We start from the raw sequence: 12,534 nt of genomic DNA on the forward strand, positions 1-12,534 counted from the left end.
AAACGACGAGAGGAAGCGCAGCTCATGGCAAGGATCACAGGACCGCTCTCGGGCGACGCGCAGAAGGTCGTCGCGGACGCCCTGCAGGGAGCGCTCGTCGATCTGATCGACCTTTCGCTGGTGGCCAAGCAGGCGCACTGGAACATCGTCGGCCCTCACTTCAGGCCGCTGCATCTCCAGCTCGACGAGCTGGTCGACGTGGCCAGGCAGCACACCGACACCGTCGCCGAGCGGGCCGTGGCCCTCGGGATCAACCCTGACGGGCGTTCGGGCACCGTAGCGGGGGCGACGAAGGTGCAGCAGCCCGAGCACGGGTGGATCGATGACGGAAAGGTCGTCGCCACGTTCACGGACATCCTCGAAGGGGTCATCAGGCGCATGCGCGAGCGGGTGGCCGCCACGGACGAGCCCGATCCCGTCACCCAGGACATCCTGATCGCGGTGACGCAGGACGTCGAGAAGCAGCACTGGATGTTCCAGGCCCAGCGCTGATCACAGCAGGTCCTCCGCCAGTGAGGCGATGGCGGGACGGGTGGCCAGGAGCTGGCGCAGCGCCTTCTCCGAGGCCCCCGAGCCCGCCAGCTCCGCCTCCGTGAGCGCCCGCAGCCAGGCGTCGCCGTCGCAACGCAGCGCCGCCCGCTCCAGCCGTTCGAGCACGGTGGCGCCCCTGTGCGCCTCGCTGGTCAGGGTCGAGAGCAGATGCGGCCACCTGACCGTGAGCGCCGCCAGCTTGGCCACGGCCGCGTCCGACGTGCGCGGCGCCCCGGCCAGCTGCCGCCTGTAGGTGATGAACGAGTAGAACCTGAACACGTTGAGATAGCGCTTGACCTCGCGCGGGTTGCGCAGGTCCAGCCCCGGCAGCGCCGCCTCGATCGCGAGGAAGGCGTTCTCGTCGCTGTAGAGGTCGCCGAAGACGCGGTCGGCGGCCCGCCGTACCTCCTCGGGCCTGGCGCCGATCGCGAGCTGGGCGCGCCTGACGCTCTCCTCCAACGTGGCGGGCGTCGGGGCGAGCTCCCTGATCGCCGCCTCCACCATGTCGACCGCGGCCTCCCTGGGAGGGCGCGGCCGCGGCGGCGGCGCCCAGCGCGGCGGCTGCGGCGGCGTGCCGTCCGAGGAGAGACCGAGCAGCGCCCGCAGGTAGTCGGGCAGGCGGTCGCCCTCGTCCAGCCTGGGGACGCTCAGCGGGAGCTGCACGATCTTCTCGAGGAAGCGCCAGCCGACGCCCTCGGGCAGGCTGAGGCCCTTGTAGGAGTGCTCGACGTGCGCGGCCACCACGTCGGGCTCCATCGCCAGCACGAACACGCAGTTGGGGAACTCGCCCGCGAGGAACAGGTTGATCGCCTCGATGACCTGCGAGACGGTCGCGGACGAGCACCTGTCCAGGTCGTCGACGAACACCACGAGGGGCCGGCTGGGCGTGGCGACCAGGCCGAGCACGTTGCGCATGTCGGCCTGCACGAGGTGGAGGAAGCCTGTCTTGCCCCTGTAGCCCTGGTCCGAGCCGAGGCCGAGGGGGTCGGGCGGGCGCACGAGGCCGCTGAAGCTGCCGCCGGCCGACTCCCCGAGGAACCTGGAGATCCGCAGCGTCCCCGCCACGACCGAGGCCAGCGCTCCGGTGGAGGCGATGGCGGCGGCGGTGCCGCTCAGCTCGGGCAGCAGCGACTCGGCGGCCAGCGAGGCGGACGACAGCACCAGCGTGCCGGTCAGGCCGAGCGCGACGGGCACGAGCCTGGTGAGCGCCAGATGGTAGGCCTGCCGCCTGACCGACTCCCTGTCGATCCTGCTGAGGTTCAGCTCCAGCCAGAAGCGCTCACGCTCGGCGCGGGGCAGGCGATGGGTGATCTGGCTGATGATCTCGTGGGCGAGTCCTGCCCACACCTGCTCGTCGTTCTGGTACATCCACGGGTTGAACCAGACCGTCGGCCGCCAGTCGGCGTCGGCGTAGGGCACCGCCTCGTCGGCCGAGACGGACGGCGGCCGCCGTACCCGCCTCATCACCTCGGCGTTGGTGACGCCGCGCGTCCTGCGCCCCTGGCGCAGCAGGCGCAGCCCGATCGGGCGCTCGCCCGCCGCTCCCGGGTCGAGCAGCTCCTGCACCATCCGCATCAGCGAGGTCTTGCCGACGCCCCATGGGCCCTTGATGCCGATCGTCAGCGGCGGCTGGGTGTCGGGGTGGCGGATGAAGGCCGCCATCGCCTCGGCGTAGACGCCGTGCCCGAGCCGGTCGTCGAGCGTCCACCTGTCGGGCGTGAGCCGCGCCCTGGGCTGGACGGCGGCCCGCCCCGCACGCAGGCGGCGCAGGCGCCACGCGAGCCGTTCGGCCTCGTCCGGCGACAGCAGCGACCTGCCGAACTCGCGCACCGCGCGGTGCGGGTCGGGCGCGAGCCCCCACGCGCGCAGCTCCTCCAGCCCTGCGCGGGCGTCGAGCAGTTCGGCGTGCTCCTCGCTCAGCCGCTCGTCCTCGCCCAGCAGTCCGGTCAGGCGCAGCAGCCGCTTGGCGGGCTCGCCGAGATGGAGGTCGTGGACGCGGGAGACGATCTCTGCCGCCGACTCGGGCACCTCGCGCTCGCCCGAGGCCCTGAGCCGCGCCGCCGTCTCGGCCAGCGCGGCCTCTCCCGCGGTACGGCCCGCGCTGACGGCCACGTCCTCGATGTCGCCGTGCCTGAACATGATCGCGCGAAGGCCCGAGCCCAGCTCCTCGTAGCTCGCCTTCGCCAGGCCGTACAGGTCGGCGACGGTCACGCTCTCGCGCCTGGACAGCAACCCCTCGGCCAGCAGCGAGGTCAGCGACGGCGCGGACCCGGGGCGGGCCGCGCCGCCCGTGAGGGAGGCGGTGAGCGCGGCGGCGGCCACCGGCGGATCGCCAGGCACGTTGAGCACGGCCTCGTCAGGCTCGTCGGGGCCGCTGTGCAGCACCCACCCGAAGTCGACCACCAGCAGCAGCGCCGCGGCGGCCGAGTCGCCGAGCCTGCGGGCGAACTCCGTGATCAGCGCGGTGAAGGCGGTGGGGGTCCAGGTCGCGCCTGAAGGCCATCTGACCAGCAGCAGCTCGCCGGGCTCCGCCGAGGTCAGGAACAGCGTCAGCGCGGGAGCGGGCGCGTCCGCCTCGCCTGTGCGCACGTCGAAACCGCACAGGCGCAGGGCGTGCGCGAGCCTGCGGGAAGGTTCGCCGTCGAGGAAGACCAGCGCCCTGCGCGCCTTGATCCTCGGCGCGAGCCGCACGGGTGCCATGGTGAGAATGCTGGGACTCCCAGCCCGGGACGGCGCAGGGTTTGCGTAGTGTTTGAAGTCGGGTTCCCTATTCATTCACGTCGTTGCGATCGACTGGGCCAGGTCTACAGGAGGCCCTCATGTTGCGCAGAACTCTCCTCCGCACGAGCGCCGTGTTCGCCGGGTCGGTGTGGCTCGGCTCGCCGCAGGCGCGCGTGACGGTAGGCCCGTACGGCCCGCTCCAGGGGCCTGACGCCGAAGGGCTGGCCCTGCCCGAGGGCTTCACGGGCCGCGTCCTCGCCCGCTCGGGCCGCAGGGTCGCGGGCCTGACCTGGCACTCGGCTCCAGGCGATGGCGCGTGCTTCCCCGACGGCGACGGCTGGATCTACGTGTCCAACTCGGGGCTGCCGCTGCTCGGCGGCGTCTCCGCGCTGCGCTTCGGCGCAGGGGGCGACGTGCGCGACGCCTACCGCATCCTGTCGGGCACCAGCCTCAACCGCGCGGGCGGGGCCACGCCCTGGCACACGTGGCTGTCGTGCGAGGAGATCACGCGCGGGCGCGTCTTCGAGTGCGACCCCGACGGCTCCCGCTCCGCCCGTCCCCGCCTGGCCATGGGCAGGTTCAGGCACGAGGCCGCAGCCTTCGACCCCGACAGGCAGGTCGTCTACCTCACGGAGGACGAGCCCGACGGCTGCTTCTACCGGTTCAGGCCGCTCGACTGGGGCGACCTGACCGAGGGCGCGCTGGAGGTGCTGACCACCTCGGGCGCGTGGCGGGCCGTGCCCTCGCCCGCCGCGCTGACCATGGCCACCCGCCATCAGGTGGAGGACGCCGCGCACTTCGACAGGGGCGGCGGCTGCCACTACCTCGGCGGCGTCTGCCACTTCGCCACCAAGGGCGACGGCCGCCTGTGGGCGTACGAGGCCGAGACGGGGCGTCTCGACACGGTGAGCGGCGTCAGGCCCGCGCACGGTGAGCTGTTCGTCGCGGGCGAAGGGGAGATCGCCCTGGTCGGTCAGGGGGGAGAGGTCTCGCCGTTCCTGCGGCTGGCGGGCGACGACCGCCGTGAGCTGGTCGGGCCCGCGTTCTCACCCGACGGGCGGCGGCTCTACTTCACCGCCCTGCGAGGCGGCGGCGACGCCGCGGGAGTCGACGGGCACACCTTCGAGGTGGAGGGGCCCTTCGCTCACGCGGCCGACAGGTAGCCCACCAGCATGGTCTTGAGCTCCTCGACCAGCTCCGGTGAGTTCTGCGGGATGACGGCCTTCACCATGGAGACCGCCATCGTGCCCATGAGCAGCGCCCTGTCCTTGTCGAGAGCGGGGGAGCGGCGCACGAGCATCTCGGCGACCTGCTCGGCGATCGCGGCGTGCAGCCGCTGGGAGGCCTCCGCGAGCCTGTCGCCCGTGGCCGAGCCGTACAGCAGCGCCCAGTAGGCGGGCGAGCTGCCCTTGAAGGCCACGCTCTCGTCGACGAAGGAGCTGACCAGCGCCTCGAGCGGGATGTCGGGGGTGACGGAGGCCATGCGCTCGGCCCAGAACTCGCGCCGCTCGTCGGTGTAGCGGGCGACCAGGCCGTCGAGGATCTCGTCCTTGTGGCGGAAGAACTGGTAGAGGGAGCCCGGGGACATGCCCGCCCTGGTCGCCACCTGGTTGGTCGTGAGGTCGGGGTAGCCCACCTCGGCGATGACCAGTTCGGCGGCGTCGAGGATCTCGGCCATGCGCCTGAGGCCGCGCGCCTGGCGGCGTACCGGACGGTCGGACATGCGAGCAGTTTACCGACTTTCCGCTGCGACGAGGAGCGCCTCCGCGCCCATGGGCGCGAACCCCGCCGCCAGGAAGGCGCGCAGGCTCGCGGCGTTGCCCGGCGCGATCTGCGCCCACAGCGGCGCCTCGCACAGCCGGCGGGCCGCCAGCGCGAGCCTCCTGCCCGCGCCGCGCCCCCTGTGCTCGGGCGTGACCTCGACCGCCACCTCCCACCGCCCCGCGACGCCCCTGCCGATCGTCAGCACGCCCTCCTCGCACACCCACACCCGTACGGCCGAGCGGTGCCGCATCGCGCGCGCGACCCTCGGGTGGTCGTGGCCGGTGACCTCGGTCAGCGAGGAGGGGAGTGGCCCCGGTTCCGGCAGGCCGAGGGCGAGCACGTCCACGTTGTCGACCGCGCGGCCCGTCTCCAGCTCCAGGGCTCGCAGGAACGGCGGGTTCAGCGGCGCGGACAGGTCGCCCTCGGGCAGCCGGTCGCGCAGCCACTGGATGTCGAGGTCGGCGAAGACCACGCTGTGCCCGGTGAAGGCGATGACGCCCATGTCGCGTGGGCTGGGCTGCGCCACGATCGTCACCGTGCCGTCGGCGGCCGGCGGCCTGCCCTCGGCCGCGCGGACGAGAAAGTCCTCCAGCGTCATGTGCGTCCTCCCATAGGGTCGGCAGATGAAGTATCTGATCCTGATCTACAGCAATCCGGCCACCCGGAGGCTGTGGAGCGAGTTCTCCGACGAGCAGCGCGCCGAGGGCTGGAGGGCCTACGCCGCGCTCGACGAGGAGTTCGCCGCCTCGGGCGAGCTGATCGTGTCGGAGGCGCTGGCCGACCCCTCGCAGGGCAGGAGAGTGCTGGCCCGCGAGGGCGTGACCACCACGACCGACGGGCCGTTCGCCGAGGTCAAGGAGCATCTGGCGGGCTTCTACCTGCTGGAGTGCGAGAGCTTCGAGCGCGCGGTCGAGCGGGCCTCCCGCATCCCCGAGGCCGCCTTCGGCCTGGTCGAGGTGCGGCCGGTGACGGAGCTGCCTTGAGCGTCGAGGGGCTGCTGCGTGAGCTGACTCCGCAGGTGCTCGGGGCGCTCGTGCGGCGCTACGGCGACTTCGACTCCTGCGAGGACGCGGTGCAGGAGGCGCTGCTGGCCGCCGCCGTGCAGTGGAAGCAGGAGGGCCTTCCCCGCGATCCCAAGGGCTGGCTGATCACGGTCGCCTCCAGGCGCAGGATCGAGCTGTGGCGCAACGAGACGGCGCGGCGGCGCAGGGAGGAGAGCGCGGCGGCGATGGAGCCGCCCGCGGGCGCCGTCCCCGCGGACGACGACACGCTGACCCTGCTGCAGATGTGCTGCCATCCCGCGCTGACGCCCGACTCGCAGGTGGCGTTGACGCTGCGCGCGGTGGGCGGGCTGACCACGGCCGAGATCGCCAGGGCCTTCCTGGTGCAGGAGGCGACCGTGGCGCAGCGCATCAGCAGGGCCAAGCAGCGCATCAGGGCCAGCGGGTCCTCCTTCTCCCTGCCGCCCTCAGGGCGGCTGCCGGCCGTCCTGGAGGTCCTCTACCTGATCTTCAACGAGGGCTACACGGCGAGCTCGGGGCCCTCGCTGAACAGGGTCGAGCTGAGCGGGGAGGCGATCAGGCTGACCAGGCAGTTGCACGCCCGCCTGCCCTCGGAGGGCGAGGTGGCGGGACTGCTCGCGCTGATGCTGCTCACCGACGCCCGCCGTCCCGCGAGAGTGCGGGACGACGGCGCGCTGGTGCCGCTGGCCGAGCAGGAGCGCGGCCTGTGGGACGCGGCGGCGATAGCCGAGGGCGACGCGCTGCTGACCAGGACGCTGGCCACCGCCCCCATCGGGCCCTACCAGGTGCAGGCCGCGATCGCGGCGGTGCACGACGGGGCCGCGACGGCGGAGGAGACCGACTGGCGGCAGATCCTCGGCCTGTACGACCTGCTGCGGGCGCTCGCGCCCGGCCCCATGGTCACGCTCAACAGGATCGTGGCGCTGGCGATGGTCTCGGGGCCCTCGGCGGGGCTGGAGGAGCTGGCGAGGGCCGAGTCCGAGCCCGCCCTCGCAGGACACCACAGGGTGCACGCGGTGCGGGCCCACCTGCTGGAGCTGGCGGGTGACGGGGAGGGCGCCACGGCCGGCTACGAGCTGGCCGCGGAGGCGACGCTGAGCGACCCCGAACGCCGCTACCTCAGGTCGCGCGCCGCCGCCGTCCGCGCCCGCTCATAGGTCGCGCGCCCAGACCTGCTCGACCACCTCGACGCCGTTCTCGACGGCCTTCTCCTCCGACTCGAGAGCGAAGCCCGCCGCCTGGTAGATCCTGCGCGCGCTGACGAGGCAGTCGCGGGTCCAGAGCATGATCCGCTTGTAGCCCGACTCCCTGGCGTGGCGCAGGCACTCCTCGACCAGCCTGCCGCCGAGCCCGAGCCCTCTCGCCGACGGCTCGACCATGAGCATCCGCAGCTGGGCCGTGGTGTCGTCCTTGTGCATGCAGAACACCGAGCCGACGGGCGTGCCGTCGATCTCGGCGATCCAGCCCGCGTCGCGCGCGGGGTCGTAGGCGCTGACGATGCCCGCCACCAGCTTCTCGAAGTCGAGGCCCCAGCCGTACTCCTGGCTGTACAACGACCCGTGCCGCCAGACGACCCAGCCGAGGTCGCCCGAGCGGGGGGCTCTGATGATGTACGGCCCGCGCGGGGCGGGCGAGCGGTCGAGCACCGAGCGGATCGTCGCCATGCCCGCGCCCAGCCGCCCTCGATCCTCCTCGCTCAGCCCTTCGAGCAGCGTGGCGATCTCCTCGGCCTGCCGCTGGTCGAGCCTGGCGAAGGTGAGCGAACCCGCCTCGGTGAGGCTGACGATCTGCCTGCGCGCGTCGGTCGCCGAGCGCTCCCTCACGATCAGCCCGTCGTTGTCGAACCTGGTCAGGATCCTGCTCAGGTAGCCGGCGTCGAGGTCGAGTATCCTGCGCAGCTCTCCCGCCTCCATCGCGAGTCCCTCGGCCTGGGCGAGTTCGAACAGCACCCTCACCTCCGTCAGGGAGTAGGGCGAGTCGAGCATGCCGGACTGCAGGACGCCGATCACCTTGGTGTAGAAGCGATTGAAGGCCCTGATCTCTTCAATCCTTGCTTCTGTCAACGAGTTCATTGACACAGTCAAGCATGAAAGGATGTGCGCTGTGAAGCACCTCTTCGTCGGCGGATATGGCCCCGACCTCGTGACCGTCAATCCCGACCTGGCAGTGATCGCGGGCGTCGCCGCGCAGAAGGCCTCCTTCCTGGCCCCGCATCCCACGCTCGCGGTGCTCTACGCGGTGGGCGAGGCCGACAGCGGGCTCGTCAGCGCCTACACCGTGGCCGACGGCGTGCTCACGCCGCTGGCCGAGCGCTCCAGCGAGGGCTCGCAGCCGTGCCACCTGGCCGTGCATCCGGACGGCGAGGTGCTGGCCGTGGCCAACTACGCCGACGGCACGGTGAGCCTGCACAGGCTCGACGAGTCCGGCGACTTCGCCGGGGAGCCGGTGGTGCTCAGGCACGCGGGCTCGGGGCCTGTGGCCGAGCGGCAGGAGTGCTCGCACGCCCACCAGGCGACCTTCCACGACGACCTGCTGCACGTGGCCGATCTCGGCACGGACGAGATCCGCCGCTACACCCTCGCGGGAGCCGAGCTGGCGCCGGTGAAGCTGCCCCCGGGGACGGGCCCGCGTCACCTGGTCTTCGAGGGCGGTCGCTGCCACGTTGCCGGCGAGCTCGACGCCATGGTGCGCACCTACGACGCCGAGTGGAACGATGTGGCCGCCGTTCCCGCCAGCGACGAGCCGGGCACCAACTACCCCTCGCACATCGAGGCGGCGGGCGCCTACCTCTACGTCGGCAACAGGGGCCCCGACACCGTCTCCGTGCTGCGCGCCGACGACCTGGGCAAGGTCGCGGAGGTGCCCAGCGGGGGCAGCTGGCCCAGGCACTTCGCCATCGACGGCGACACGATGTACGTCGCCAACCAGACGAGCAACACCGTCGCGCTGCTCCCGCTGGTCAACGGCCTGCCGGGCCCTGTCGAGGAGACGTTCGAGGTCGCCGCGCCCGCGTGCGTGCTGCCCTGGTAGAGCCGATCAGGGGTCCCGTGCGGGCGGCGTGCGGGGCGTCGCCCGCCGGACGTGACTCAGGCCTCGCCCCTGATCCCCTTGAGCAGCTGCTCGAGCCGCTCCTCCACCGCCTGCTTGGCGACGCCGAGGCGGGCGAAGCCGTCCGCCACGGGTCCCTCCTCCAGTGAGAGCAGCCCGAGCAGGATGTGCTCGGTGCCCACGTAGTTGTGGCCCAGGCGCAGCGCCTCGCGCAGCGTGAGTTCGAGCACCTTCTTCGACTGGCCGGAGAAGGGGATCTTCTCGGGAGCCGCCTGCTGCCCCTCGGAGGTGGTCGTCATGGCCTCCCGCACCGCGTCGGGCGAGGCGCCGAGCAGCTCCATGATCTTGACGGCCAGGCCCTCGGGCTCGTGCAGCAGGCCGAGGGCCAGGTGCTCGGGCTCGATGTGGTCCCTGGCGGCGGTGCGGGCCTCCTCCTGCGCCGCGACGACCACGTGGCGGGCGCGGTCGGTGAAGCGCGTGTAGTTGCGCATCTCCTCGATCAGATTCGCCCCGTCCTTGGGCACGAACCGCTTCTGGGCGGCCTGCTTGGTCACGCCCATGCTCCTGCCGATGTCGGTCCACGACGCTCCCGCGTGGCGGGCCTGGTCGACGAAGTGGCCGATGAGGTGGTCGGCGACCTCGCCGAGGTGCTCGCCGAGCACGACCGCGTTGGACAGCCGGGTCAGCGGGTCGGGGCCGCTGGTCTTGACGGCGCTGATGAGGTCGTCGAGCTTGACGTTCGTCTCCATACGTCAACCATAGGTTGACGGCCATGGGCCGTCAACCCTGAGTTGACGATCGGCTCACGCTCGCGAACGCCGCACCGCGCCCTGCCACCGCTCGTAGGCCGCGTCGTCGCGCGCGCCGGGCTCGAAGCGGCGTTCGAGCTGCCAGGTCTTGCGCAGCTGCTCGGTGGAGGACCACAGCCCCGAGCCGAGGCCCGCGAGGAAGGCCGCGCCCAGCGCCGTCGTCTCCTGGATCACGGGGCGCTCCACCGCGATGCCCAGCTGGTCGGCCTGGAACTGCATGAGCAGGTCGTTGGAGCTGGCGCCGCCGTCGGCCTTCAGCGCGGCCACCGGCGGCATCGTCTCCACGACGTCGCGCACCTCGAAGGCGATGGCCTCCAGCGTCGCGCGCACCAGGTGGGCCCTGGTGGTGCCGCGGGTGATGCCCGTGATCGTGCCGCGCGCCTCGGGGTCCCAGTGCGGCGCGCCGAGGCCGGTCAGCGCGGGGACGAACACCACGCCGCCGCTGTCGGGGACCGTCCGGGCCACCGCCTCCGACTCGGGCGCGGTGTTGATCAGGCCGAGCCCGTCGCGCAGCCACTGCACCGCGGCCCCTGTCACGAAGATCGCGCCCTCCAGCGCGTAGGTGCGCTCGCCCGAGGGGGTCTGCCACGCCACCGTGGTCAGCAGCCCCGCCTCGGAGCGGACGATCTCGTCGCCGGTGTTGACCAGCAGGAAGGAGCCCGTGCCGTAGGTGCATTTGACGTCGCCCGCGGAGAAGCAGGTCTGGCCGAACAGCGCGGCCTGCTGGTCGCCCGCCATGCCGGTGATCGGCAGGTCGAGCCCGAGGAAGGCCTCGGGGGCCGTCCTGCCGATCTCGCCGTAGTTCGGCACGATCTCGGGAAGGGCCCGCTCGGGGACGCCGAACAGCTCGCACAGCTCGGGCTCCCACCCGCCGGAGGCAAGGCCGTACAGCAGGGTGCGGGAGGCGTTGGAGGGATCCGTCACGTGCCTGGCGCCCGCGGTCAGCCTGGCGATCAGATAGGAGTCGACGGTGCCCGCCACGACGCCGTCCGCCCACGCCCTGGGGTCGTTCTCGCGCAGCCAGGTCAGCTTGGTCGCGGTGAAGTAGGGGTCGAGGCGCAGGCCCGTCAGCTCCGAGACGCGAGGCTCGTGACCCTCCTCGCGCAGGCGCGCGCAGATGCCCGAGGTGCGCCTGTCCTGCCAGACGACCGCGCGGCGCGGCGCGGCCAGCGTGCGCCGGTCCCACAGGACCGCCGTCTCCCTCTGGTTGGTGAGGCCGACACAGGTGGGGGCCGCCGACGCCCCGTCCAGAGCCGTACGGCAGGCCGCGAGCGTCGCCTGCCAGATCTCCTCGGGCGCGTGCTCCACCCACCCGGGCTGCGGGAAATGCTGGGCGAACTCCTCATACCCCCGCGATTCGATCCGCCCCTCCTCGGTGACGATCAGCGCGGTCACGCCTGTTGTGCCTGCGTCTATCGCCAAAACGCTCACGGCGCCTCACCTTTTGGTCTAGACCATTGTCGTGCCAAGGGGCACAATGCGTTGCGTCGGCGATGCGCCGATCGCACCGCCCCATTAGTTTGGTCGTGAATCCCATCGGGAGGAACCCGCCATGCGTATTGGAGTGCTCACCGGAGGCGGAGACTGCCCCGGTCTCAACGCTGTGATCAGGGCTGTTGTCCGCAAGGGTGTCAGCGTCTACGGGCATGAGTTCGTCGGATTCAAGGATGGCTGGCGTGGCCCCCTCGAGGGCGACACGATGCCGCTGGACATCCAGGCCGTACGGGGCATCCTGCCGCGTGGCGGCACGATCCTCGGCTCGTCCCGCACCAACCCCATCAAGATTGAAGGTGGCGTCGACCGTATCAAGGACAATCTGGCCGCAGGCGGGGTCGACGCGCTGATCGCGATCGGCGGCGAGGACACCCTCGGCGTCGCCCGTCAGCTGTTCGATCGCGGGGTCAAGGTGGTCGGCGTGCCCAAGACCATCGACAACGACCTGTCGGGCACCGACTACACCTTCGGCTTCGACACGGCGGTCAACATCGCCACCGAGGCGATCGACAGGCTGCACACCACGGCCGAGTCCCATCACCGCGCGCTCATCTGCGAGGTCATGGGGCGGCACGCGGGCTGGATCGCGCTGCACGCGGGCATGGCGGGGGGCGCGAACGTCATCCTCATCCCCGAGAAGCCCTTCGACATCGACAGGGTCTGCGAGTACGTCGAGTCGCGCTTCCGCACCCGCTACTCGCCGATCATCGTGGTCGCCGAGGGCGCGCACCCGGTCGAGGGGCAGATGGCGCTGCAGGCTGGCGAGCTCGACTCCTTCGGCCACGTACGGCTCGGCGGCATCGGCGAGGTGCTGGCCAAGGAGATCGAGAAGCGCACGGGCAAGGAGGCCCGCACGACCGTGCTCGGCCACATCCAGCGCGGCGGCACGCCCACCGCGTTCGACAGGGTCCTGGCCACCAGGTTCGGGCTGCAGGCGATCGACGCCGTCCACGCGGGCGACTTCGGGACGATGGTGGCGCTGCGCGGCACCGACATCGTGCGCGTCGGGCTCGACGAGGCCACCTCCGAGCTGAAGACCGTGCCGGTCGAACGCTACGAGGAGGCCGAGGTCTTCTTCGGTTAGTCGGTTGGCGAGCGGCGGGCCGTACCTTGAGGGGCAGAGCGGTTCTGCGCTCCATCCTTCC

At 71.9% G+C, this 12,534-nt stretch carries 12 protein-coding genes; 6 read left to right on the forward strand and 6 right to left on the reverse strand.

Features of this window, described 5'->3' with window-relative positions:
- Positions 1 to 24: 24 nt before the first annotated feature.
- A complete protein-coding gene (locus ABFX55_RS12400) occupies positions 25 to 492 on the forward strand; it encodes a Dps family protein (RefSeq protein ID WP_183658832.1) in 468 nt (155 codons plus the stop codon).
- Here ABFX55_RS12400 and ABFX55_RS12405 read toward each other — a convergent pair whose 3' ends face one another.
- Positions 493 to 3,231, reverse strand: coding sequence for a P-loop NTPase fold protein (locus ABFX55_RS12405; protein WP_346120570.1), 2,739 nt, complete (start codon positions 3,229 to 3,231; stop codon positions 493 to 495). It abuts the gene before it with no gap.
- A 119-nt stretch (positions 3,232 to 3,350) separates the two neighbouring features.
- On the opposite strand from ABFX55_RS12405, the gene ABFX55_RS12410 reads away from it, so the two are divergent.
- The gene (locus ABFX55_RS12410) at positions 3,351 to 4,415 is read left to right on the forward strand and encodes an alkaline phosphatase PhoX (protein ID WP_346120572.1); all 1,065 of its coding nucleotides are present in this window, start codon (positions 3,351 to 3,353) and stop codon (positions 4,413 to 4,415) included.
- On the opposite strand, the gene ABFX55_RS12415 is transcribed toward ABFX55_RS12410, so the two are convergent.
- Positions 4,397 to 4,975, reverse strand: a complete 579-nt coding sequence (locus ABFX55_RS12415) for a TetR/AcrR family transcriptional regulator (RefSeq protein WP_346120574.1) — start codon at positions 4,973 to 4,975, stop codon at positions 4,397 to 4,399. The genes ABFX55_RS12410 and ABFX55_RS12415 overlap by 19 nt on opposite strands.
- 9 nt (positions 4,976 to 4,984) lie before the next feature.
- The gene (locus tag ABFX55_RS12420) at positions 4,985 to 5,614 is read right to left on the reverse strand and encodes a GNAT family N-acetyltransferase (RefSeq protein ID WP_346120576.1); all 630 of its coding nucleotides are present in this window, start codon (positions 5,612 to 5,614) and stop codon (positions 4,985 to 4,987) included.
- Between the two features lie 25 nt (positions 5,615 to 5,639).
- Between ABFX55_RS12420 and ABFX55_RS12425 the strand changes: the two genes are divergently transcribed.
- Together ABFX55_RS12425 and ABFX55_RS12430 are read left to right on the forward strand one after the other, a co-directional pair.
- Complete coding sequence (locus ABFX55_RS12425) at positions 5,640 to 5,999, forward strand: YciI family protein (protein WP_346120578.1); 360 nt, start codon at positions 5,640 to 5,642, stop codon at positions 5,997 to 5,999.
- Positions 5,996 to 7,195, forward strand: a complete 1,200-nt coding sequence (locus ABFX55_RS12430) for an RNA polymerase sigma factor (protein WP_346120580.1) — start codon at positions 5,996 to 5,998, stop codon at positions 7,193 to 7,195. The genes ABFX55_RS12425 and ABFX55_RS12430 overlap by 4 nt, the downstream gene beginning before the upstream one ends.
- Here ABFX55_RS12430 and ABFX55_RS12435 read toward each other — a convergent pair.
- Positions 7,190 to 8,110 carry a bifunctional helix-turn-helix transcriptional regulator/GNAT family N-acetyltransferase gene (locus ABFX55_RS12435; RefSeq protein WP_346120582.1) on the reverse strand — a complete coding sequence of 307 codons (921 nt, stop codon included), beginning with the start codon at positions 8,108 to 8,110 and terminating at the stop codon, positions 7,190 to 7,192. The genes ABFX55_RS12430 and ABFX55_RS12435 overlap by 6 nt on opposite strands.
- A 31-nt stretch (positions 8,111 to 8,141) precedes the next feature.
- Between ABFX55_RS12435 and ABFX55_RS12440 the strand changes: the two genes are divergently transcribed.
- Complete coding sequence (locus ABFX55_RS12440) at positions 8,142 to 9,068, forward strand: lactonase family protein (protein WP_346120584.1); 927 nt, start codon at positions 8,142 to 8,144, stop codon at positions 9,066 to 9,068.
- A gap of 56 nt (positions 9,069 to 9,124) precedes the next feature.
- On the opposite strand, the gene ABFX55_RS12445 is transcribed toward ABFX55_RS12440, so the two are convergent.
- Together ABFX55_RS12445 and ABFX55_RS12450 are read right to left on the reverse strand one after the other, a co-directional pair.
- On the reverse strand, positions 9,125 to 9,835 hold the full coding sequence (locus tag ABFX55_RS12445; RefSeq protein ID WP_346120585.1) for a Clp protease N-terminal domain-containing protein: 711 nt from the start codon (positions 9,833 to 9,835) through the stop codon (positions 9,125 to 9,127).
- A gap of 54 nt (positions 9,836 to 9,889) precedes the next feature.
- Complete coding sequence (locus ABFX55_RS12450; RefSeq protein WP_346120587.1) at positions 9,890 to 11,326, reverse strand: FGGY family carbohydrate kinase; 1,437 nt, start codon at positions 11,324 to 11,326, stop codon at positions 9,890 to 9,892.
- A 121-nt stretch (positions 11,327 to 11,447) separates the two neighbouring features.
- Between ABFX55_RS12450 and ABFX55_RS12455 the strand changes: the two genes are divergently transcribed.
- Positions 11,448 to 12,473, forward strand: coding sequence for a 6-phosphofructokinase (locus tag ABFX55_RS12455; protein WP_183658853.1), 1,026 nt, complete (start codon positions 11,448 to 11,450; stop codon positions 12,471 to 12,473).
- Positions 12,474 to 12,534 lie beyond the last annotated feature (61 nt).

The organism is Nonomuraea roseola, from assembly GCF_039535395.1.
GTDB lineage: Bacteria > Actinomycetota > Actinomycetes > Streptosporangiales > Streptosporangiaceae > Nonomuraea > Nonomuraea roseola.

Bases quoted from the DNA above. Each gene is read 5' to 3' on its own strand.
- ABFX55_RS12400 (WP_183658832.1), top strand. From the start codon at position 25: ATGGCAAGGATCACAGGACCGCTCTCGGGCGACGCGCAGAAGGTCGTC.
- ABFX55_RS12405 (WP_346120570.1), bottom strand. From the start codon at position 3,231: ATGGCACCCGTGCGGCTCGCGCCGAGGATCAAGGCGCGCAGGGCGCTG.
- ABFX55_RS12410 (WP_346120572.1), top strand. From the start codon at position 3,351: ATGTTGCGCAGAACTCTCCTCCGCACGAGCGCCGTGTTCGCCGGGTCG.
- ABFX55_RS12415 (WP_346120574.1), bottom strand. From the start codon at position 4,975: ATGTCCGACCGTCCGGTACGCCGCCAGGCGCGCGGCCTCAGGCGCATG.
- ABFX55_RS12420 (WP_346120576.1), bottom strand. From the start codon at position 5,614: ATGACGCTGGAGGACTTTCTCGTCCGCGCGGCCGAGGGCAGGCCGCCG.
- ABFX55_RS12425 (WP_346120578.1), top strand. From the start codon at position 5,640: ATGAAGTATCTGATCCTGATCTACAGCAATCCGGCCACCCGGAGGCTG.
- ABFX55_RS12435 (WP_346120582.1), bottom strand. From the start codon at position 8,110: ATGAACTCGTTGACAGAAGCAAGGATTGAAGAGATCAGGGCCTTCAAT.
- ABFX55_RS12445 (WP_346120585.1), bottom strand. From the start codon at position 9,835: ATGGAGACGAACGTCAAGCTCGACGACCTCATCAGCGCCGTCAAGACC.
- ABFX55_RS12455 (WP_183658853.1), top strand. From the start codon at position 11,448: ATGCGTATTGGAGTGCTCACCGGAGGCGGAGACTGCCCCGGTCTCAAC.